21 protein-coding genes are annotated in these 22,131 nt (G+C 54.8%); 17 read left to right on the plus strand and 4 right to left on the minus strand.

Annotated elements, in window-relative coordinates; translation table 11 throughout:
- Window positions 1–84: 84 nt before the first annotated feature.
- A complete protein-coding gene (locus QMQ05_RS04630) occupies window positions 85–1,035 on the minus strand; it encodes an ABC transporter substrate-binding protein (protein ID WP_345473405.1) in 951 nt (316 codons plus the stop codon).
- A gap of 61 nt (window positions 1,036–1,096) precedes the next feature.
- On the opposite strand from QMQ05_RS04630, the gene QMQ05_RS04635 reads away from it, so the two are divergent.
- From QMQ05_RS04635 to QMQ05_RS04675, 10 genes are all read left to right on the plus strand, one after another.
- Entirely contained in the window at window positions 1,097–2,164 is a 1,068-nt protein-coding gene (locus QMQ05_RS04635) for a FecCD family ABC transporter permease (protein ID WP_345473406.1), read from the plus strand.
- Window positions 2,161–3,153 (plus strand): FecCD family ABC transporter permease, encoded by a 993-nt coding sequence (locus QMQ05_RS04640; protein WP_345473407.1) that lies wholly within the window; start codon window positions 2,161–2,163, stop codon window positions 3,151–3,153. The genes QMQ05_RS04635 and QMQ05_RS04640 overlap by 4 nt, the downstream gene beginning before the upstream one ends.
- 79 nt (window positions 3,154–3,232) lie before the next feature.
- Window positions 3,233–3,901, plus strand: coding sequence for a siderophore-interacting protein (locus QMQ05_RS16940; RefSeq protein ID WP_350340393.1), 669 nt, complete (start codon window positions 3,233–3,235; stop codon window positions 3,899–3,901).
- A gap of 152 nt (window positions 3,902–4,053) precedes the next feature.
- The gene (locus tag QMQ05_RS04645; RefSeq protein WP_345473408.1) at window positions 4,054–4,743 is read left to right on the plus strand and encodes a hypothetical protein; all 690 of its coding nucleotides are present in this window, start codon (window positions 4,054–4,056) and stop codon (window positions 4,741–4,743) included.
- Window positions 4,744–4,796: 53 nt separating this feature from the next.
- A complete protein-coding gene (locus QMQ05_RS04650; protein ID WP_345473409.1) occupies window positions 4,797–5,546 on the plus strand; it encodes a hypothetical protein in 750 nt (249 codons plus the stop codon).
- 77 nt (window positions 5,547–5,623) lie between these two features.
- The gene (locus QMQ05_RS04655; RefSeq protein ID WP_345473411.1) at window positions 5,624–6,367 is read left to right on the plus strand and encodes a hypothetical protein; all 744 of its coding nucleotides are present in this window, start codon (window positions 5,624–5,626) and stop codon (window positions 6,365–6,367) included.
- A 119-nt stretch (window positions 6,368–6,486) separates the two neighbouring features.
- A complete protein-coding gene (locus QMQ05_RS04660; RefSeq protein WP_345473413.1) occupies window positions 6,487–7,659 on the plus strand; it encodes a helix-turn-helix domain-containing protein in 1,173 nt (390 codons plus the stop codon).
- A 129-nt stretch (window positions 7,660–7,788) separates the two neighbouring features.
- Complete coding sequence (locus QMQ05_RS04665) at window positions 7,789–9,579, plus strand: flavin-containing monooxygenase (RefSeq protein ID WP_345473415.1); 1,791 nt, start codon at window positions 7,789–7,791, stop codon at window positions 9,577–9,579.
- Between the two features lie 252 nt (window positions 9,580–9,831).
- A complete protein-coding gene (locus QMQ05_RS04670) occupies window positions 9,832–11,619 on the plus strand; it encodes a proline--tRNA ligase (RefSeq protein WP_345473417.1) in 1,788 nt (595 codons plus the stop codon).
- Between the two features lie 56 nt (window positions 11,620–11,675).
- Window positions 11,676–12,467, plus strand: coding sequence for a sulfite exporter TauE/SafE family protein (locus QMQ05_RS04675; protein ID WP_434063191.1), 792 nt, complete (start codon window positions 11,676–11,678; stop codon window positions 12,465–12,467).
- 18 nt (window positions 12,468–12,485) lie between these two features.
- Here the strand turns inward: QMQ05_RS04675 and QMQ05_RS04680 are convergent, their stop codons facing one another.
- Window positions 12,486–12,932, minus strand: coding sequence for a hypothetical protein (locus tag QMQ05_RS04680; protein ID WP_345473421.1), 447 nt, complete (start codon window positions 12,930–12,932; stop codon window positions 12,486–12,488).
- Between the two features lie 470 nt (window positions 12,933–13,402).
- Window positions 13,403–14,473: a hypothetical protein gene (locus QMQ05_RS04685; RefSeq protein ID WP_345473423.1), complete on the minus strand. Its 1,071-nt coding sequence runs from the start codon at window positions 14,471–14,473 to the stop codon at window positions 13,403–13,405.
- 174 nt (window positions 14,474–14,647) lie between these two features.
- Here QMQ05_RS04685 and rimP point away from each other — a divergent pair, with 174 nt between their 5' ends.
- The 5 genes from rimP to rbfA all read left to right on the plus strand — a co-directional run bounded on the left by rimP (window position 14,648) and on the right by rbfA (window position 20,316).
- Window positions 14,648–15,214 carry a ribosome maturation factor RimP gene (rimP, locus tag QMQ05_RS04690; RefSeq protein WP_058255237.1) on the plus strand — a complete coding sequence of 189 codons (567 nt, stop codon included), beginning with the start codon at window positions 14,648–14,650 and terminating at the stop codon, window positions 15,212–15,214.
- Window positions 15,215–15,216: 2 nt separating this feature from the next.
- Window positions 15,217–16,200, plus strand: a complete 984-nt coding sequence (gene nusA / locus QMQ05_RS04695; RefSeq protein WP_345473426.1) for a transcription termination factor NusA — start codon at window positions 15,217–15,219, stop codon at window positions 16,198–16,200.
- A 140-nt stretch (window positions 16,201–16,340) separates the two neighbouring features.
- Window positions 16,341–16,661, plus strand: coding sequence for a YlxR family protein (locus QMQ05_RS04700; RefSeq protein ID WP_345473428.1), 321 nt, complete (start codon window positions 16,341–16,343; stop codon window positions 16,659–16,661).
- 176 nt (window positions 16,662–16,837) lie between these two features.
- On the plus strand, window positions 16,838–19,780 hold the full coding sequence (gene infB / locus QMQ05_RS04705) for a translation initiation factor IF-2 (protein ID WP_345473430.1): 2,943 nt from the start codon (window positions 16,838–16,840) through the stop codon (window positions 19,778–19,780).
- A 101-nt stretch (window positions 19,781–19,881) separates the two neighbouring features.
- On the plus strand, window positions 19,882–20,316 hold the full coding sequence (rbfA, locus tag QMQ05_RS04710; RefSeq protein WP_345473432.1) for a 30S ribosome-binding factor RbfA: 435 nt from the start codon (window positions 19,882–19,884) through the stop codon (window positions 20,314–20,316).
- An 87-nt stretch (window positions 20,317–20,403) separates the two neighbouring features.
- Here rbfA and QMQ05_RS04715 read toward each other — a convergent pair whose 3' ends face one another.
- Window positions 20,404–20,856 carry a MarR family winged helix-turn-helix transcriptional regulator gene (locus tag QMQ05_RS04715; protein WP_334121704.1) on the minus strand — a complete coding sequence of 151 codons (453 nt, stop codon included), beginning with the start codon at window positions 20,854–20,856 and terminating at the stop codon, window positions 20,404–20,406.
- A 57-nt stretch (window positions 20,857–20,913) separates the two neighbouring features.
- Between QMQ05_RS04715 and QMQ05_RS04720 the strand changes: the two genes are divergently transcribed.
- Entirely contained in the window at window positions 20,914–21,573 is a 660-nt protein-coding gene (locus QMQ05_RS04720; RefSeq protein ID WP_345473435.1) for a maleylpyruvate isomerase family mycothiol-dependent enzyme, read from the plus strand.
- Window positions 21,574–21,670: 97 nt separating this feature from the next.
- A complete protein-coding gene (locus QMQ05_RS04725) occupies window positions 21,671–22,117 on the plus strand; it encodes a YdeI/OmpD-associated family protein (protein WP_334121706.1) in 447 nt (148 codons plus the stop codon).
- Window positions 22,118–22,131 lie beyond the last annotated feature (14 nt).

Here is a 22,131-nt window from a genome sequence, read left to right on the forward strand (position 1 = left end):
TTCTAAGTAAAAGAAGTCAGAATACAAGTGTGGGGCGGGACCAAATGACTTGGTCCCGCCCCCACACGTGTATTTTTCACTCTTTTAGTTCGACAGTATCGTTTCTACGTCGTCCAAGATCTTGTTAGCACCAACTACGCCAATGCCAACCATCCAAGTTTCATCGGCCACTTCGTGCACTTTGGAGTTCTTCACGGAATCAAGGGAAGTCCAGAGTCCGGTGACTTTTTCCATCGTTGTTGCCTTTGGATCCCCGCCTGGATTGGTGAAGAATACAAGGTCCCCATCGATCTGTTCGTATTGTTCAGGACTCAATTCCTTCATGGAATACTCATTCCAGCCTTCGGAACCCAAATCAAAACCGACGCTCTTCAAAATTGAACCTGAGAAAGAGTCCGGACCGTAAAGCCTGAAGTTATCGGGGCGGAAGCGCACGATGGAGACACTAGTGTTCTTTGCATCGACTTCTTCTCCGACTTTGGCAGCGCGCTCATCCAGTGCGCTGATCAAGCCTTCCATTTTTTCGCTCTCACCCACGGCAGCAGCAGTAATGCGAGCTTGCTCTTGCCAGTTAGTTCCTGAATCCTCAGAGAACACGGTAGGGGCAATGTTGGAGAGTTCATCGTAGATCGCTTCATGACGTACTTTCGCGCCAATGATCAAGTCGGGCTTCAGATTGGCGATCTCGTCCATGGAAGGTTCCATGGTCAATCCAACGCTAGTAGTCTCGCCTTCTGGCAGATCCAAGTATTCAGGGAAGCCCTGCGAGGCTCCTGATTCTGTGGCGCCAACGGGGACGATATCCAAGGCGGCCAGTGCATCAAGATGTGGGGAGTCGATGACCACGATTCGTTCGGGTTTACCATCGATCTTCGTCGTTCCCATGGCGTGTTCCACCGTGTATGGGGCGGAGTCGTTGGCTGAAGAAGTTGGGGTCGCAGTCGTTGCGGAACTAGCGCAACCACTGAGCGCAACAATGCTGGCGAGCGAAAGAGCTGTCAATGCCGCGACATTGCGGATTCTTTTAGTAATCAAGGAGGTTCCCTTATTATTTGAGAGTGAGTAAGACAACCCTAATACAAGAAATGCACATCGAGTGAATCACGATGCAGTAGCGTCACAATTGAACGTAAGCCAAGCAGGCAAGGCCAACACCGCGAAACCTAAGACGCTTTCGTTGACGGCAGGCTATCTGTGCACCGTGCTCGCCTTGGCCGTAGTTTTCCTGCTGAGCCTTTGTTTGGGGTCTAAATCCCTATCGATTTCAGATCTGTTGCAAGTCATCAACGGCACAGCAAGTACGGGGGATCAACAGATAGTTTTCGGGCTTCGCTTGGCACGCAGCATCAACGGAGTACTCGTTGGCCTGGCATTAGGAGCCAGCGGGGCAATCATGCAAAGCGTGATCCGGAACCCGATTGCTGACCCAGGAATTTTAGGCATCAATGCAGGTGCGGCGCTCGGTGTAGCCATTGGCATACTTGTGCTTGGCTCGGCAGGAATGTTGGCAAGCATCGCTTTTTCATTGGGCGGTGCAGCCATAGCGGCTTTGTTCTTGTTTGCTTGCGCTTCCATGCCTAGCTTCCGAGATTCTGCGGTGCGCATCACCCTCTGTGGTGTCGCGTTCTCCGCTGTTCTTGCAGGAATCACACAGATGCTGATCCTCTCAGATGAACATTTGCTAGATCAGTTCCGTTTTTGGCAGGTAGGTTCTTTGACCGCCAGACCAATTGAAGCAGCGCTGTGGGTGGGGCCAATAATTTTGTTTGGAACCTTGCTCGCATGGCTTATTGGGCAGCGACTGAACATTCTCGACCTTGGCGATGAAAGCTCAAACGCGCTAGGAGCATCAGCATCATGGAGCCGAGCTAGTGCATTGATCGTGGTTGCACTGCTGTGCGGACCTGCAACAGCGCTGGCAGGACCGGTCGCGTTTGTCGGATTCGCGGTCCCACACTTAGTCAGACTTGTATATGGGAACAACACGAAACAGGTCATACGTTTTTCTGCGTTACTCGCGCCTGTGCTACTACTGCTATGCGATATTGCCGGCCGTCTAGTGGGCAATGGTGCCGAAGTTCAAGTGGGGATCATGACCGCAATCATCGGCTCGGTCATGCTTATCGTGCTGATCTTGCGCCCTAGTACGAAGAAGCTTTCATGAAAAATAGTCGCGTGGACAAAAGTGCCAAATGGCTGCCATTACTTGGTGCAGTTTCGTTGGTTCTGGTGGCTGGATCAGCGTTCTTTGGGGAATATCGCGTGAGTCTGGCTGATTTCGGCAACACTTTGCTGGGTAATCCGCCGGCACCACTAACAGAATTTTTCATCATGCAACGCCGTATTCCGCGGGCCTTGGTCGCATTACTGGCAGGAATGATGCTGGCTGCCAGTGGCAGCCTTTTGCAACAACTACTACGCAATCCCTTAGCAAGCCCTGACATCATTGGTATCACCAATGGTGCGTCCCTAGGCGGTTGCTTGGTGATCCTCATTTTTGGTGGATCGCTGGCTGATGCATCAGGTGGCGCGCTCATCGGAGCTGCTTGTGTCTCGGTAGCATTGCTGGTGGCAGTGCGTGTTTTTCGCTTGAGCGGAACAAAACTGATCCTGTTGGGTGTTGGGTTAGCGGCCTTGTCGACGGCACTGATCAACTACCTGCTGACTCAAGTCTTTGTCCCGTCAGCACAAATTGCACAGACGTGGTTGGTCGGGTCCTTGCAAGGTCGAGGCTGGGAAGAAGTTCCATGGCTGAGCGCCGGCGTAGTACTTCTCATCGTGGTTCATTGTGGTTTCGACAGAGAACTTCGAATGCTTCAGATGGGCGATGACCTTGCCTCAGCGCTTGGGGTATCGGTGGGGAAAGTCCGTGCACTGCTCTTCGCCGTTGCCGCCATTTTGGCAGCCCTAGCTGTGCTCTGTGCGGGTCCTATTGGCTTTATTGCCTTGGTAGCACCGCATATCAGCCAATCGATGACCGGCTCACGAAACCTACTGGTGTGTGCACTGAGCGGAGGAATCTTACTGATGCTCAGTGATCTCGCAGCCCAATACCTGCTGCCCGTTGTACTGCCCGTTGGCGTGGTGACGATCGTTTTTGGTGGTGGCTTCTTCCTCTGGATGTTGTTCAAGCAGGGGAGGGTCAGTGTCTGAAATCCAAGAGCGACGACGGACCAAGTTGCGCGATCAGCACCGTCACGAGAAACGATGGCAACAGCTTCGGGTGCATTCGGTGCGCAGAATCCATGACCAGTTTGTTCGAATCGAATTTGACTATGGATCTGAGGAGATCGAATCCCATGGATTCGATGACGTATTGGTCTTATGTTTTCCCTTAGTTCTTAGCACCGGAGCAAAACCAACTGAGTCGGACGGAGTGCATGACTACGCGACGCGTGAGTATTCTGTTCAATGCCTGGATACGAAAAATCATTTGGTGACTGTCGATTTTTTGGTACACCAACACGGGGTGGCCACACGATGGGCACAAAATGCGAGACCAAACCAAAGGCTTTGGTGTATACCGCCGCGAATGTGCAAAGGGTTTGCAGAAGCATCAGCCACATATTTGTTTGCGGATCCAAGTGCGCTGCCCGCGGTAAGCAGATTTCATAGTGAAGCCCGTGAGACTCCAGGACACACTGTCCTTGTTGATGCTCAATTCGCAAAGGGAACTTTGAAAAGCTCCCCTCGGAGGGGACTTACTTTCCTCGACATTCAGACGCCAGCGGATCGACTGATTGAGGCCAGCGGGCTGGGTGGTTCGTCTGAGCCTGAATCGTCGTTCATTTGGATTGCAGGCGAAGCCCATTGGGTCTCTGGGCTACGCAGAGCACTGGTTCAAGACTACGCAGTGAACAAAGAAAATATTCAGTTCACTGGCTATTGGAAGTTTGGGTAACCTTTTCGTTCAGCGTAAGTACGAGTGAAACTGTCGGTACTAAACGACCTGATCATGACAAGTTATCCGCAACTCGTAGGTCGTAATCTTATCGCTGGCTCCGTTGATCTCTTAGACTCAAGAGAGTAAAGCCAAACGGGATAGGAAATTTTGTGGCTCAAGGCAATGCTTCCAGGTTGTATCTAGCTGCCGTATTTTGCCTCGGCGCAGCGAGTTTGGCAGGCTGCAGCGCTGACGAACCTGCACCTGAACCAACGTCAGCGTCGCAGGTGAACATCTCAGCAGACCAGCTGCAAAAAATTCTTGAAGATTTTTCACAAGAGGATGCGAACGCCAAGGTCATCAGCGATAAGAAGCTGCGCTCCACCATCCCGAAAGCTCAAGAATGGCTTGAAAATGCGAAGGTCAACCCGAGCAAATGTGGAGTTACCTTTGCTGAACCGGTGGCGGACCAGCTACAAAACTCCACTATGGGTGCCATTGAATCTCAGAACAATTACATCACCGTCGCTATATACAAAGACTCGCAACTTTTAGACAAACAATGGGATGCCAAGGCTTCGGCCAACGACCAATGCTCCCGTTATTCAGTGACTACGGGCAACGAATCACGGGCTTACCACCTTGCCAAACAGCCAATGGACTCGGTAGCTGACAAGAACGAAAGCTATGTTGTCACTAGTAGTGATGGGAAAACGACACAACAACAACTTGTGACACGATCCGCCAGTTCAAACGTGTTGGTAAGTGTTCAAGGAACCACATCAAACGGACAAACGCAGGAACAAGTCAAAGAGGCCACAGCGAAGATCGATGAGCTATTCAACAAGTTGCACGGTTAGATTTGCGGTCTGATTCTCGGCTATCTGCTTCAGCGACAATTAAGGAAACCTTCATGACCAAGCGTCCACTTCTTTGGGCGTTGCCGTTGATGGCATCGCTGGCGCTAGCTGGCTGCTCTGCACAAACGACCGATCCAGTTCCAACTTCTTCCGAGTCTGAGAACGTGTCACAGAACCAAAGTGGCACCGCCGAGCAAATCACTGGAAAAACTCTTTCGGCGGAACAAGTGGAAAGCATTGCTGCGAATTTGCTCGAGGGAGAACCCTCAGTGCAAGTCATCAACAATGAGCAGATGCAGCCTCAACTTTCCGCTGCGAAAGATGCGCAGTTGCCCCAAGGGATCAAGCCCGAGAAGTGTGCGGAACTGAACGAAAAGTACACGGTTTCTGACCTGACTGGCTCGGTCGCTGCCACCTCGACGAGTAGTTCTGACCAAATGGGTAAAGTCGTGCAAATTTTCTCATTGACTGATGAAGGCACTCGAAAGAAAGTTCAGGATGCCTTGGGACTTGATGACCTTGAAGGGTGCGAGACGGTCACCATAGAGCAAGGTGATACGGACATTAAAGCGCAGCGTCAGATCTTGCCACTGGACGTCAAAGCCGAAAAGGCATTGACTATGTCCACCATCATGGACGCGGGCGGCGGACAAAACTTAAGCTCTGTGGCGGTGCAAGCCCTGGATGGAAACAACTTCGTATTAGTCACCTTGCAGACCGGCTCACTGGAACCTGCCGAATTGGCAGCTCAGGCTGTGGAGCTTACGGATAAAGCGTTTGATGAAATCAAATCGGCGCAATAGTTCTTGTATGAGCTTTTATTTCGAACGTGTTGTGTAATACTAGATTAGTCTTTCATCACCGATCTGAGGATTACATCATGAAGAAGCAAGCTTTTTGGGTACTGCCCATCGCAGCCGCACTGGCCCTGAGCGGTTGTGGCAGTTCCGGAAATGAAACCACTGGCGCTTCCGAGAATTCGGGTGCTGCACAAGAACAGTCCGCGGGAACCCCGGCTCTCACGGCGGAGCAGGCCGCTTCGGTAGTGAAGTCGCTGGTCGGCGATGACTCCAAGGCGCAGGTTCTCGACGGTGACACGATCAAGGCATCGCTGCCTGAATCGAAGAAGGTGCTTGAGCAGATGGAAATCAAGCCTGAAAAGTGCGCCGAGCTAGTCACGCAGCAGGGGACTGAGGACCTCGACGGTACCAACATGGCAGTAGCAGTCGTGCCGGGTGACAGCCTAGAAACGACAACCTACTCGGTTGTCGGATACGAAGATTCGGCAAAGCTTGAGAAGGCCAAAACTGCGATCGAAAAGAAGGACCTACAGGGCTGCGACAAATTCTCGATGTCGATGTCAGGGCAGGAAATCTCGGCATCAGCCAAGATCTTGGACGCGAACTCCGACGCTGATTCGACCGTCGCTACCCAGACCAGCATGACCGTGAACGGAACTGATGTTCCTGGTGGGTCGTACCAGGTCCAGGGACTGGTAGGTTCTAACGCTGTGGTGGTTGCCTACACCGGTGGAACTGAAGAAAAAGCTGAAGGCGAAGTCATTGATCAGCTCATTGAAGAACTGAACAAGGCTGTTGCTGAGGTCAAGTCTGCCGCCAAGTAAATTCCGGCAGCGTTGCTGGCTCTTCACCGACCCGAATTGCGGACCGGTGGAGAGCCATCAATATTTAAAAGTTTGATGAAGGGTTCCCAACTCGACACGAAGCATGGCATCCTCAGTAAATGACTGTGGAGTACCGTGGCCCCGAGGCATTGATTCAGGCCGCTTTGACCGCGGGGGAAGATCCCTCGGCCAAGGCGCGTAGTCTCAAAGCGCTACATCAAAGTTGGGCGCAAGGAACTCGTATTCCCACCGTGGTCCGCCCTGTTGTAGCTCGGTCTTGGTCTCGTGCAGGTGCTTTGGAAAAAGATATCGTCCCACTTGACGCGTCCTCCATACGAGAGTTGCGTGAGTCGAATCAGGAACTGAGCAACCTCGTTGATTTGTTTAAGGATCGGCTGTTGTCCTTGGCAACGCAAGCAGGGAACCAGTTAGTCATATCTGATGCGCAAGGATACGTTTTGTGGGTTCTGGGACCTTCAACTGTTCGACGTCGAAGCGATGGCATAGGTTTCGTGACTGGCGCGCGCTGGCGAGAAAGTGACGTTGGAACTAACGGAATTGGCGCGGCGATGGCTGAGAAAGTCCCGGTGCAAATCTTCGGCCCCGAACACGCTCGTGAAGAACAACATTCGTGGGTATGTACCTCCGCTCCAGTCATTAATCCGGCGACAGCTTCCTTGATCGGGGCAATCACTTTGGCCGGCTCCTTTAGAACAGCCCACCCTCATTCTCTTGCGCTGGTCTCATCAGTGGCCCGTGAAGCCGAAACACACCTACGCGCTAATCATGCGTTGAGGATGCAACGCTTGGAACTGACGAACCAACTGCCAGAAGAAGAGTTCATCTTAGTGGATTCACAAGGATCGGTGGCTGCCAGTCGAGGGTTCAGCGTGAGCGAGCGAATCAGCCTTCCTGTGGGCCTAGAAGAAGGTCGCTCATGGATTAGTGGCTTCGGTTCCTTTAATGTTCGGCAAGTCCCTGGTGGTTGGATACTCACGAGAACTCATGAGCACCTGAAATTGGAGGTAACCTCCGGTTCCTTGCGTCAGATCATGGTGCACTCGGCTGGCGAAACCACGCAGATCGCATTGAGCGAAAAGCATTGGCAGATTCTTGAGTTACTGGTTGAGCATCCAGCGGGACTAACGACCGATGAACTGAGATCACTTTGGCCAGCAATGACTCCACAGGTGACAATTCGCGCTGAACTTTCACGCCTGCGTTCCAAGTTACCTGGAATGATTGCATCGCGACCATATCGACTCGTCGTCCCAGTATTCCGGGGCAATTAGGCCGCGATCTAGCGTTCACCGATGCAACCTTTTGCAACGGTTTCATTTTGTGATCCAAGTCATATTCTTGTTTCACGGCGGCCATCAGAACCGCATTTTCAGGACTTCCGATGAAATGAAGTGATGAGTATGTCAAGCAATGAAGCACTGACTCAAGCCCAGCAATGGAGCCAGGCCCTAGAACAGGCGCTGAGCGAAGGGGATATCCCAAGCGCCATGCAACTGTTTGGGGAAGAATCTTTCTGGCGTGACCTCACCGCGCTGACATGGAACCTGCACACCAGTGAGGGGCGGGAAGACATTGGCAACATGCTCCTTGGTGTGGACCGTGGAGCATGGCCACGCAACATCAACGTCACCAGCGCCAATGAAGTCGACGGAGTCATCGAGGCTTGGTACACTTTCGAGAACGACGCGATTCAAGGTCTGGGGCTCTTTCGCCTCCGTGACGGACTGTGCTGGACAATACTCAGCACTGCACAGTCACTGCGTGAATTCCCTGAACCGGCGGGAAGGCTGCGTGAACTGGGCGCTGAACACGGCTCATCAATGAGCAAAGAAAATTGGTTGGACCGTCGCGTGGCCCAGCAGCAGTCCCTAGGCATCACCGAACAGCCGTATACCCTGATCATCGGTGGAGGCCAGGGTGGCATCGGACTCGCTGCGCGGCTCAAGCGCATGGGCGTGCCAGGGCTCGTGATTGACAAGCATCCCCGTCCCGGAGACCAATGGCGCTCACGCTATCACTCCCTAGCGTTGCATGACCCGGTCTGGTACGACCACATGCCATATATCGACTTCCCTGATCACTGGCCAGTTTTCACACCAAAAGACAAAATGGGCGACTGGCTGGAAAGCTACACCAAACTCATGGAGCTGGACTATTGGTCCTTGACCGAAGCCACCAGCGCACGCCAAGACCCAGACGGTGAGGGGTGGGTTGTTGAAGTAGTTCGTGATGGCGTGCCGTTGACTTTGCGTCCGACCCAATTAGTGCTGGCCACTGGAATGTCAGGTATTCCGAACATTCCGAAGTATCCAGGTGCCGACATTTTTGAGGGGGAACAAAACCACTCGTCGACTCACCCTGGCGGAGAACACTATGCCGGGAAAAAGGTAGTGGTGATTGGCGCCAATAACTCTGCCCACGATATCTGCGCGGACCTAGTGCAAAATGGCGCCAACCCAACGATGATTCAGCGTTCAAGCACTCATATCGTGAAGTCAGAATCGCTAATGAAACACGTGCTCGGTGGGCTGTACTCAGAAGAAGCCTTGGCCGCAGGCATCGACCATAACAAGGCAGATCTGATTTTCGCTTCAATCCCATACAAAGTGTTGCCCGAATTCCATAAACCAGCCTTCGCCAAGATTCGAGAACTTGATGCAGACTTCTACAAGTCCTTAGAAGATGCGGGATTTGACCTGGACTTCGGTGATGATGATTCCGGCCTGTTCCTGAAGTATCTACGCCGCGGCTCTGGCTACTACATCAATATTGGCGCCAGTGAACTGGTTGCCGATGGCTCTATCGCGCTGGCCAAAGGCGAAGTTTCTCATCTGACAAAGAATTCGGTCGTCTTGGCCGATGGTACTGAACTTCCCGCCGATGCGGTGGTATACGCTACCGGCTACGGATCGATGAATGGCTGGGCCGCCAAACTCATCTCCCAAGAAGTTGCTGACGCTGTGGGTAAATGCTGGGGCCTTGGCTCTGAAACTACGAAAGACCCAGGACCATGGCAGGGCGAACTGCGCAACATGTGGAAGCCGACCAAGGTGAAGAACCTCTGGTTCCATGGTGGAAACCTGCACCAGTCACGGCACTACTCAAAGTATCTGGGCCTGCAGCTCAAGGCTCGTTACGAAGGATTGGAGACACCGGTGTACGCGCTCGCCGAGACCTATCATCAGTCCTAAAATCACGGTAGTGTAGCTTTCAATCCGCATCGGGTCGGGAAGATCAATTATGCTGATCTTCCCGACCGAATTTTATTTGCTCTATTTTGCAACACGGGCTAGCTCATAGCCCTTGAATTTATTGGGAAGTGGCCCGAAGCGGTAGCATTGGAATTGGTCGACTTTTCGGCCAAAAACCCTTTTGATTTTGCATAGCTAGTCGGCACCGAAAAACACTTTCGGAGTCCGACGGACGGAATAGGACGCCCCCGAGTGGTTTTGAAGCTTTCCACTACCTTCTTGCGCACCTTGCGTGAAGATCCGGTTGACGCCGAAGTCGCCAGCCACAAGCTGTTGGTACGCGCCGGTTACATCCGCCGTGCAGCCCCAGGTATTTACACTTGGTTGCCGCTGGGTTTGAAGGTCCTTGCGCGCGTTGAAGCTATTGTGCGTGAGGAAATGAACGCCATCGGTGGTCAGGAAGTGCACTTCCCGGCGCTGCTGCCACGTGAACCATATGAGCAGACAGGCCGTTGGACTGAGTACGGTGAAGGCCTGTTCCGTCTGAAGGACCGTAAAGAGGCCGACTACCTCTTGGCACCGACCCACGAGGAAATGTTCACTCTTCTGGTCAAGGACTTGTACAACTCGTACAAGGATCTACCGGTTTACCTTTACCAGATCCAGAACAAGTACCGTGACGAAGCACGCCCGCGCGCTGGCCTGCTACGTGGCCGCGAATTCATCATGAAGGATTCCTACTCCTTCAACATTGATGACGCCGGCCTGGACGAAGCCTACATGGCTCACCGCGGTGCCTACCTGAAGATCTTTGAGCGCCTGGGACTGGAAGTTGTTCCGGTATTCGCACAGGCAGGTGCCATGGGTGGCTCGAAGTCCGAAGAGTTCTTGCACCCTACCGCCATTGGTGAGGACACCTTCGTTCGTTCGCCAGGCGGGTACGCTGCCAACGTTGAAGCTGTCACCACCGTGGTTCCGGACGACATCGATTACACCGATGCTCCGGCTTTCGAGGTTGTCGAAACCCCGAACACCCCAACCATCGATTCCCTGGTTGCGGCCGCTAACGAACTGCGTCCACGTCAGGACCGTGCTTGGGAAGCCAAGGACACCCTGAAAAACGTGGTGCTGGCGATCATTGATCCAGAAGGCAACCGCCACCTGGTGATCCTGGGTGTTCCAGGCGACCGACAGGTAGATGAGAAGCGTCTCGAAGCCACCATCGGTGTTGCGCTGGGCATCAATGGTGAAGTTGCCGTGGAGCAGGCTACCGCGGAAGACCTGAAGAGCCACCCTGAGATTGTGACCGGATACCTCGGCCCGGCTCTTGGCCTAGACCAGCAGCTACTGGGCAAGGACACCGAGGGTGGTATTACCTACCTGGTTGATCCACGGATCGTTTCCGGAAGCACTTGGATTACCGGCGCAAACGAACAGGGCAAGCACGTCTTTGGTCTGGTCGCCGGTCGCGACTTCACCTTTGACGGCACGATTGAAGCGGTCAACGTTCTCGAAGGTGATCCAGCACCGGATGGCTCCGGTCCATTGCGCACCGAGCGCGGCATCGAAATGGGTCACATCTTCCAGCTCGGCCGTAAATACGCTGAGGCGCTGGATCTGAAGGTCCTAGACCAGAATGGCAAACTGCAGGTTGTCACCATGGGCTCCTACGGTATCGGTGTTACCCGAGCCGTGGCCGCTTTGGCAGAGGCCTACCATGACGAAAACGGTCTGGCTTGGCCTAAGCAGATCGCTCCTGCGGACGTACACATTGTGGTCACCGGCAAGGGCGAAGAAATGCTTGAAGCCGCACTGAAGCTGGCTTCAGAACTTGAAGCAGCTGGTCAGGAAGTCATCCTGGATGACCGTCCAAAGCTCTCTGCTGGCGTGAAGTTCTCCGATGCTGAGCTGATTGGCATTCCAACCATCGTTGTTGTTGGCCGTGGCTTGGCTGATGGCGTAGTTGAGGTCAAGGACCGGGCAACTGGCGAACGTCGTGACGTGAAGGTCGAAGATGTTGTTGCTGAACTGACTGCCTAAGGGCAACAAGAATAACTAAATAGGGGAGTAGCGCGGTGCAAGAAATTCTGGAATTCCTGTCCGTCAACGGTGAACCCGTATCAATCTGGCCCTTGGTCCTGCTGTTGCTAGCAGCGTTGGGCGCAGGATGGATCGATGCTGTTGTTGGCGGCGGAGGACTGATTCAGTTGCCCGCGCTACTTCTTTTCCCTGGCATCACGCCGGTGCAAGCGCTGGCTACCAATAAGTTGGGGTCAATTTTTGGCACCACTACCAGTGCCATCACGTATTATCGGCGAACTAGCCCAGACTTGAAGACGGCCATACCTATGGCGCTGACGGCGCTAGTCGGGGCCTTTAGCGGCGCAGCACTAGCAACTGTGTTACCGTCCGAAGCGATCAAGCCGATCATCATTGCAGCGTTGATTGCAGTATTGCTTTTTACGATCTTTAAACCCAAGGCAGGGGAGCTCTCCCGCCTGCGCTACACCGGCCACCAGCATTACCTCAGGGCCATCATGATCGGTTTAATCATTGGTGGCTACGACGGCATGGTCGGCCCGGGCACTGGATCATTCTTGATCATCGCCATGGTCACCGTGCTTGGTTACAACTTCTTGCAGTCATCGGCGAAGGCTAAGATCGTTAATCTGTGCACGAACCTTGGTGCACTATTACTTTTTGTTCCTACTGGCCACGTGCTCATCGGACTAGGGCTGGCCATGGGCGTTATGAACATGATCGGTGGCTACCTTGGAGCGCGCATGGCCATCTCTAAGGGCAACGCTTTCATCCGAATCGTATTTGTTGTTGTCGTCAGCGCGCTCATCATCAAGCTCGGCGCAGACATGATTTTGGCCGATCGGTAAATTTTCGCAGTTTCAACCCTAAAAGGTTTTTGCGCTGGAGGCCTCCACTGTTGTGTAGCCCGCGTGGTGCTTCACCTGTTGTGGGGCAATAGCGTGCACTACGGAGCTAGAGGACATCTGGTCAATACGGAAGGTGAGAAAACTCGTCCGTGATGCCAAGCGGTACAGTTCCCCGATACTGGTTTCCTGCGGCAAAGGTTCAACCACTTGCAAGGCCGTGCAACCAATGGAAACGTGCATGAACCACAGGTGACCATGCACTGGGTCAATGGTCGTGACAAGTACCGGAGGCTGATGTGCAGCGACCAGAGACATGACGTCACTGAGCCGTTCATCTGGCTGGGCGATGACGATGGGCATTCCTTGGGTCCACCCATGGGCGCTGAGTTGGGCACGGCCTTGTCTGGAATTAATGATCTCGCTGACTAGTTCCGCTATTTTAGATCGGACAAATCGACCTGGCATTATCCATCCTCCTGTGTACGAAGTTGTAACGAGTGTCTGGATCCCCTGTGAGCGCTATGATTCGGACTGATTCTCTCCGGATAATGCGCCGGATAATTCTGAGATCTAATCACTAATCGTTGACTCTTCCCCTCACCATAGCCGTTATGGCAGTGAATAGCGAGAGGGAGATAGGCGCTAATGTAATTGCAACGTTTAGTCTACTGGCATAAATATGGGCTGGATGAGGCTGCCCTTGAGTTGATCCGCAAGTAGGAGTCCGAGAAACCTCGGTTTGACCTGAACAATTAAACTCAGGCGTGGTTCATGCTGGGCCTTGAAATGTGTGTAATTGGTTATCCTGCAAATGGATAAGTGGATGCAGAATTCAGGTGAGGGAATTGTTGATCATTGCAACAAAAAATTCTGTTGTGATTAGTTCGTGATACGGGTGCGGTGAATATTCGAGAGTGAATTTCTTCCGCGGCTTATCACTGGTTCACACTGGTTCCGGTTTCCAATACGCGATGATTTGGATTAGCAACAGAATCGTCGCTGAGTACGTCAAATGCCAGGGCGGCAACTTTCGTCCTCGCCTCGCCTTGAGCGTTCCCCGCGGCAAGAACTAATGCCTCGTCAAAGTCTGAATAGGCATCAGTGACCACTGTCTTCAGATTTTCCAGACCCTTATCGGGCAGAGCATAGGCGGGTTGTCGCAAATCCCCGCACTGCGGATCAACCACTGCGCGGAGGGTTTGTAACTGCTTTCCCAATTGCGTACGTTGCGCTTCAATGCCTTCGGCCTGCGATGACGCACCGCGGGCAGCCTGGAGCTGGAGGACGAAATCAAGGGCATAGCCACGATCTAGTGCACGGGCTACAGTTACAGCCTCAAGTTCGTTTGGATCGGTGACTTTCGAAGCCGGATCGAGCAGTTCAGTCGACGGTAAACAGCTCACAGGATCTGTGTTTTCATTGCCCGCTGAAGCACTCAGTGGCAGAGCAAGTGCAGGCGATGATTTTTCCTTGAGGGCATCCAATGCAGTATTGGCATCAAGGTTTGTTTGGAACGCGATTTGCGAGAGCAACTCGTTGCTTTCCAGCGACGGTTTTTCTAGCGCAGGCGTGGAAGCGGAAAAAGTCGCGACATCTTGCAACAAAGATTTTACGATCTCAGGGTTGTAGGCCGAAGGTTCGGCCGGTGCGGACTCTTGAGCGAATTGCAGTTCTCCCAACAATGCGGCGCCTTGGGACAAAGAGGTGCCCAGGTTCGCCAGTGCTTCGGATTCCTCACCCTGGGCCAGCCCGGCCAGTTTGTTGGCTCGCGCTGCCAAGTCAGCCAGCTCGGCCCCGTGAACCAGTAAGGCCCGTTCGTCTGCGGAAGCGTCTTTGACCTCTTCTGGAAGCCCGTGAGCGACCAGCACGTTATGAAACACGGTACTTCCGATTCCCCACGTCACTGCCACCGCAAGAACCCCGGCCAGTGTAGGAGCAATCCAACCTGGTGCTCGGCGTGTGGGAGCCGTTTTGCGGTTGGTGGAGTGGGGAGATTTTTCAGTCATAGCGATTCGATCATGCCATGATTTACCGGTGTTTTCGGGCAATAGCCGTGTTGCGCGCCACCTCAGCGAGAAAAAGTGCGTGAGTTCTTTCACCTGAGACGGTTTGGCAGTTCTCAACGAGCCAAAGGCACTATAGGCTTAAAGGACAACATCGAATAGCGTGGGAGGATATCCATGACCGGAATGCCGGCCGATACCGAACAGGAAGCACAGCGACTGACTGCATTGCTTTCCAAGGAAGTAGAATCCCACGGGCTTCTCTTAGAAGAAGTGACTTTACGCCCGTCCGGCAAGCAGATCATCGTTCAGGTCATTGTCGACAAAGCCGACGGCCACGATTCGGTGAATCTTGATGAGCTTGGTGAAGTTACCACCACGATCTCTAACGCCCTGGATAAAGATGTTGCTTTTGCCTCTGCTGATCCATACGAACTTGAGGTCAGCTCACCGGGTCTTTCTCGACCACTGACCGCTCAGCGCCACTGGGTGCGAGCGCTCAACCGCATGGTCAAAATCTCCCTCAGCGACGGAACCAAGCTGCGCGGACGCCTGCTTGAAGTCAACGACGCTGACGTCCTGGTCGCCGAACACCGCGAGCCAGCCAAAAAAGGCATGAAGACCAAGGTTCTTGAACCGGAACTGCATGCTTTTGAAAATATCCGTAAAGCTGTTGTCGATCCAGAACTGAACTTCGATGACGCACTATTAGACACCGTTGATTCTGAAGATTTGGAGGGCTAAGCGTGGATATCGATCTCAACGCTCTGCGTATTCTGGAAAAAGACCGCGACATCCCCATGGATGTGCTGATCCCAACCATCGAGTCGGCCCTGCTGCTGGCCTACAACAAGACCGAAGGTGCCATGCCTGGCGCCCGCGCGCACATTGAGCGCAGCACCGGCCACGTGGCCATCTTGGTTGAAGACCGCGACAATGCCGGCGTGCTGTTGGGCGAATTTGATGACACCCCACACGGTTTCGGCCGTATTGCCGCTTCGACCGCTCGTCAGGTCATCATGCAGCGTCTGCGTGAAGCCGAGGATGCTCAGGTTGTTGGCGAGTACTCCGCTCGTGTTGGCACCCTGATTTCCGGTGTCATCCAGCAGGGCTACTCCGCACATATGGTCCAGGTGAAGGTCGGCGATCTGGAAGCACTTTTGCCTCCAGTTGAGCAGTCCCCAGGCGAAAAATACATTCACGGTAACCGTCTGCGTGCCTACGTGGTTTCGGCCGAGCGCGGCAACAAGGGCCCAGCAGTGACCCTGTCGCGTTCGCACCCGGGCATGGTGCGCCTGCTGTTCGGAATGGAAGTACCAGAAATTGCTGACGGCACCGTAGTTGTTGAGGCGTTGGCCCGCGAAGCCGGTCACCGTACCAAGATCGCTGTACGCGCCACCAAGCCAGGCGTTAATGCCAAGGGCGCATGCATCGGTGAAATGGGTACTCGCGTCCGCGCCGTGATGAACGAGCTGAACGACGAAAAGATCGACATCGTTGACTACAACGAAGATCCAGCGAAGTTCATTGCCGCCGCACTCTCCCCATCCAAGGTGGTCTCGGTCGAGATCTTGGACGAAGAAGAACGACGTGCTCGGGTGGTAGTTCCCGATTCTCAGCTGTCCCTGGCCATTGGCAAGGAAGGACAGAACGCCCGTCTAGCAGCAAAGCTCACCGGCTGGCGCATCGATATCTTGGCTGCTTCTGGCGGCAAGGAACCACAGCTCTAAGCCTGTGGTGCACCAACTACTAGCTAGTGACGCGGTCGCCTAACGCTGTGTGAGTCACAACTCATGCGCGCTATGGCTTCCAAACGCGCTAGACTAGTAGTTGGCTCGTATTTACTAGGGAAGGTGGCGACGGCGCTCGCATGAAGCTGCATCAGCAACGAACGTGCATTGGCTGTCGAACTGTCACCAGTAAAAACGAGTTACTTCGATGGGTCCTTACCGATGGTGCACCGCTAAAAGTGGTGAGCCTGGATCTAGAAGGTTCTGCCTTCGGGCGTGGAACCTGGACCCACGCAACACAAAAGTGTGTGCGGCAAGCTGTGCAGCGTAAGGCGTTCGCGCGGACCTTCAGGTCTGCAGTGGACGATTCGCAGGTAGCACAGGCATTTACCGCATACGAAGATCAGCTGGCAGCAAGCCAGCAATCTGGCAAACATGATGAAAGCGGGTCAGAAATCTGATGGCAACCCGATGAGTCGGCAATGTTGAGCGCACAACGATGACCAATCAGTTCTGCGTGATCCACCGTGCGACGGAAGAATTTCACGAATTACACAGCTGATTTGCCAGACCTCCTGATTAAAGATTTTTTCTTTGAAGCTGGGGTTTGAGCAAATCACATCAATACAGGAGAGATGTGGCTAAACCCCGCGTTCACGAGCTCGCTAAAGAGCTCGGAATCACTTCAAAAGAAGCACTAACTAAATTGCAGGATATGGGCGAATTCGTTCGCTCGGCATCCTCGACCGTTGAACCTCCAGTAGCGCGCAAGCTGCGCGATGCGTTCCCAGGTTCCAACAACGCTGCTGCCGCCAAGCCGGCTGCAGCTAAGCCAGCGACCCCGGGTGCACCAAAGCCAGCTGCCAAGCCAGCTGCCACCCCGGGTGCCAAAGCTGCTCCAAAGCCAGGCGCCAAGCCTGCTCCAAAGCCAGCAGCCGCAACCCCAGCGCCAGCCGCGCCAGCTACTCCAGCAGCACCAGCACCAAAGGCAACCCCGGGTGCACCACTGCCAGGGGCAGCACCAAAGCCAGGCAGCAAGCCAGCACCAAAGCCAGGTGCTCCACGTCCAGGCAACAACCCGTTCTCCTCGCAGCAGGGCATGCGCTCTTCTGACTCCGGCGAACGTCGTGGCGGCCAGAACCGTGACGGCAACCGTGCACCACGTCCGGGCGCTCCACGCCCAGGCGGCCCACGTCCGGGCAACAACCCGTTCTCTTCCCAACAGGGAATGCGCGGCGAAGGCGGTCAGGGTGGCCCACGTCCACCACGTGACGGCCAGCGCGGTCCACGCCCAGGTGGTCAAGGCCAGGGTGGCCCGCGTCCACCACGCGACGGTCAGGGCGGTCCACGTCCAGCACGTGACGGCCAGCGTAGCCCACGCCCAGCAGGTCAGGGCGGCCCACGCCCAGCCGGCCAGGGTGGTCCACGCCCAGCTGGTGCAGGCGCCGGCGGTCCACGCCCGGGCGCAGGTGCCGGTGCAGGAACCACTGCAACTCCTCGCATGATGCCTAACCGCACCGATCGTCCAGCCCCAGCAGGTGGCGGACGTCCAGGTGCCGGTGGCGGCGGACGCGGTCGCCCAGGCGGCGGCAACGGTGGCGGTACCGGTGGCGGCTTCCGCCCAGGTGCACCACGCGGTCGCGGTGGCGTTGGCGGTGCTTTCGGTAAGGGAGGCGCCGGTCGCGGCAAGCAGCGCAAGTCCAAGCGCGCAAAGCGCCAGGAATTGGAGCAGATGAGTGTTCCAAGCTTGGGTGGTGTGAACGTACCTCGCGGTACCGGCGACACCGAGATCCGTCTGCGTCGTGGTGCTTCGATCACCGACTTCGCCGACAAGATTGGCGCAAACCCAGCTGCACTGGTCACCGTACTGTTCCACCTTGGCGAAATGGCTACGGCCACCCAGTCACTGGATGAGGCAACCTTCGAAGTACTCGGCGAAGAGCTGGGCTACAAGGTTCTGGTTGTTTCCCCAGAGGATGAGGACAAGGAGCTGCTCGAAGGCTTCGGTCTTGACCTGGATGCTGAGCTTGAGGCTGAAGGCGAAGACGTTCTCGAAGAACGTGCACCAGTGATCACCATCATGGGTCACGTTGACCACGGTAAGACTCGACTGCTTGATGCGATCCGTCAGTCCAACGTGATTGAGGGCGAGCACGGTGGCATCACCCAGCACATCGGTGCTTACCAGATCGTTCACCCACACGAAGGTCGCGATCGTGCCATGACCTTCATCGATACCCCGGGTCACGAGGCGTTCACCGCCATGCGTGCTCGTGGTGCCGAGGTTACCGACGTTGCCGTGCTGGTTGTTGCAGCGGATGACGGCGTCATGCCGCAGACCGTGGAAGCATTGAACCACGCACAGGCAGCTGGCGTGCCGATCATCGTCGCAGTGAACAAGGTGGATAAGGAAGGCGCTAACCCTGACAAGGTCATGGGTCAGCTCACCGAATACGGCCTGGTTCCTGAAGAATACGGTGGCGACACCATGTTCGTGAAGGTATCCGCACTGCAGAAGCAGGGTATCGACGAGTTGCTCGACGCTGTTCTGTTGACCTCCGACGTGCTGGAACTGAAGGCTAACCCAGACAAGTCCGCTCGTGGTGTAGCCATTGAAGCGAACCTGGATAAGGGTCGCGGTTCCGTGGTTACCGTTCTGGTTCAGTCCGGTACCCTGTGCGTTGGCGACACCATGGTTGTGGGCACCGCCCACGGCCGTGTGCGTGCAATGTTCAACGAAAACGGCGAAAACCTCGACGTGGCACTGCCATCGCGTCCGGTTCAGGTCTTGGGTATGTCCTCGGTGCCTCGCGCCGGTGACGGATTCTTGATCACCGAAGACGAGCGCACCGCCCGTCAGATCGCTGACAAGCGCGAAACCGCAGAGCGTAACGCGATGCTGGCTAAGCGTCGTAAGCGCATCACGCTGGAAGACTTCGATAAGGCTGTTGCAGACGGCAAGATCGATACCTTGAACCTGATCCTGAAGGGTGACGCTTCGGGTGCTGTTGAAGCACTGGAAGACTCGCTGATGAAGATCGAGGTTGGCGACGATGTTCAGCTGCGCGTGATCCACCGCGGCGTGGGTGCTATCACCCAGAACGACGTCAACCTGGCTACCGTGGACAACGCCATCATCATTGGCTTCAACGTTCGCCCAGCCGAGCGCGTGTCTGAACTGGCTGATAAAGAAGGCGTGGATATGCGCTTCTACTCGGTCATTTACTCCGCGATCGACGACATCGAAGCAGCGCTCAAGGGCATGCTCAAGCCGGAATACGAAGAAGTGGCCCTCGGTACCGCCGAGATCCGCATGGTCTTCCGTTCCTCGAAGTTCGGCAACATTGCCGGTTCGATCATCCGCTCGGGCACCATCAAGCGCAACACCAAGGCACGCCTGGTTCGCGATGGCAACGTGGTCGGGGACAACCTGTCCATTGACTCGCTGCGCCGCGAAAAGGACGATGTCACCGAGGTCCGCGAGGGCTTCGAATGTGGTATCGGCCTGGGGTCGTTCAACGACATCAAGGAAGGCGACATCATCGAGACCTTCGAGATGCGCGAAAAGCCACGCGACTAATTGCTTCCCAGCAGTTAGCAGTGTGACTCACTGATTCGTGGGCGTTTGACCGATAAGCTTTGGTCAAGCGCCCACGAGTTTTGAACCATTAGGAGAAAACCATGGCTGATTCAGCCCGCGCCGCACGCCTAGCCAAGCGCGTGCAGGTCCTCATGGCCCAGTCGCTGCGTAATGTCATCAAGGACGAGCGCATCGATAATGTCACCGTGACCGATGCTCGCGTCACCAGCGACCTGCAGCACGCTACCGTGTACTACACCGTCTTTGGCGATGACCAGATGAAGCAGGAAGTTGCCGAGCTACTTGAAAAGCGCGGTGGCGCACTGCGCAAGGAACTGGGTCGTAACCTGACCATTCGTCTGACTCCAACGCTGGCTTTTGTTGCCGACGAAATCCCTGAGGGTGCTTCGCACCTGGAGGAATTGTTGGCCAAGGCCCGCGAGAAGGATGCCGAGGTTGCAGCTCTGCGCGAAGGCAAGGAATTCGCTGGAGACCAGGATCCATATAAGAAGGACGAAGAGGATGAAGAAGCCTAAGCTTCTTTGACTCGTGGGGTGATGACCCCTGATTCCCCGGAGATCACCTGTTGGTGGCCTCCGGGGAGTTTCTTTTTCTTCGCGGATCTAGTGGGTCGGATCATGGCGGTCGACCTGCTCACGAAGGGTGACTAATTGTTTTTTGAGGGCAGAAAATTCGTGCTCGCCCAAGAATTTCTGCCACCTAGCTTCGATGTCTGCTTCGATTTTCCTTGCCGCCTGCTGCGCGTGGATCCCGTGTTCGGTGAGCAACACCAGTTGTGCTCTGGCATCGTGCGGATCATCGTGGCGGGATATCAGACCTGCGGTTTCCAACTGATTGACCAGATACGCAGCACTTTGTTTGGTGATCCCCGCAGCACTTGCTAGGTCGGTGAGCCGACTGCCGTTCTCGGCGATGCGCGCGGCCAGTCGCCCCTGCGCCAGCGTGAATTCAAAGCCTGAAGCGTGCAGGGCCGCGACGATGTCTTCTTCAAAAGCGCGCTGGGCGATAAATAGCAGAGTCCCAATGGACATTTCATCGGACTGATCTATTGACATGTTAGTCAGAATATCTCACCATTTAGTCAGAGACTCTTACTACTTGGGGTGGGGAAGATGTTGACCGAAAAAATGTGGGATGTCATCGTCGAAGAACGTCTAAAACTGTGCAACATACTTCGTGAGCTCAGCCCACAACAGTGGAGCACACCATCACTATGCCAAGGATGGAGCGTCCAAGATGTTGCCGCCCACCTGATCAGTGCCCCACAACTTGATGCCAGAGCAATGCTCAAACTCATGCCCTCCATGATCATTCACGGATATAACGGCATGACCCTGCGAGATGGGCAACAACGTGGCAGGGCAGGCGCCAAGGCTATTCTTCAACAATACGAGCAATTTGCCACTTGCAGGCGTGGCCCGGCACTAGTGAATGTCAAAGAGACGCTGACTGACACGCTCGTACACTTCCAAGATCTCGCCCGGCCGCTAGGGATTAAGCACAAGATGCCACAAGAGGCAGCCGTGGAAGTAGCCCACCGGCTGGAAGGCACCGGCATGATGCTCGGCAGTTATAAGGTGAATCGAGCGGTGAAGATGATTGCCAGTGACACAGACTTCGAATCAGGAAAAGGCGATCCCCTTATCGGCCCCATCGACGAACTGGCGATGCTCAGGGCCGGAAGAAGCCCGCAGTGGGAGCTGTTCGAAGGAAGCGGCGTTGGTGTCGTTCAAACCTTGCTGACACGGCGTGAAGCGAAAAAATCCAGCTGAGTCTCACTTCATTCCACGTGGTACAACGCCCTAGTCGCGGACTAGTTTTTGCGCTAGCGTGAACCCCAAGGACGCTGAAGAACGAAGGTGCAAGAAAATGCCAGAATTCACCACCACACTGATTCCTACCACGGGTAAAAACGTCGCCATAGTTGTGCCCGATGACATCGTGTACGGGTTTGAGCGTGGAAAACGGGTCCCAGTAACAGTTCAGGTTGATGGCGATTACACCTTCCACAGCAGCATCGCATCTATGGGTGGACAGTTTCTTATTGGATTTAATGCGCAGACTCGGGCAGAGACCAAAAAAGATGCCGGAGATGAAGTCGCCGTCAAGGTTGAACTGGATGAGGAACCACGAACCGTGGAGATCCCCGAGCCACTAGCGGTGCTGCTCTCGGCTGAACCAGAGTTGCTTGAGGCATGGAACAAGCTCTCCTACAGCAAACAACGCGGACACGCTGAACCCATCATCGCTGCACGGGGCGAGGACACCAGAGCTCGCCGGGTTGAAAAAGTGATTAGGGCGTTGCGCAGCCAGTAGGCAGCTGGCGGTGC

Source organism: Glutamicibacter sp. B1 (assembly GCF_039602135.1).
Lineage (GTDB): Bacteria > Actinomycetota > Actinomycetes > Actinomycetales > Micrococcaceae > Glutamicibacter > Glutamicibacter ectropisis.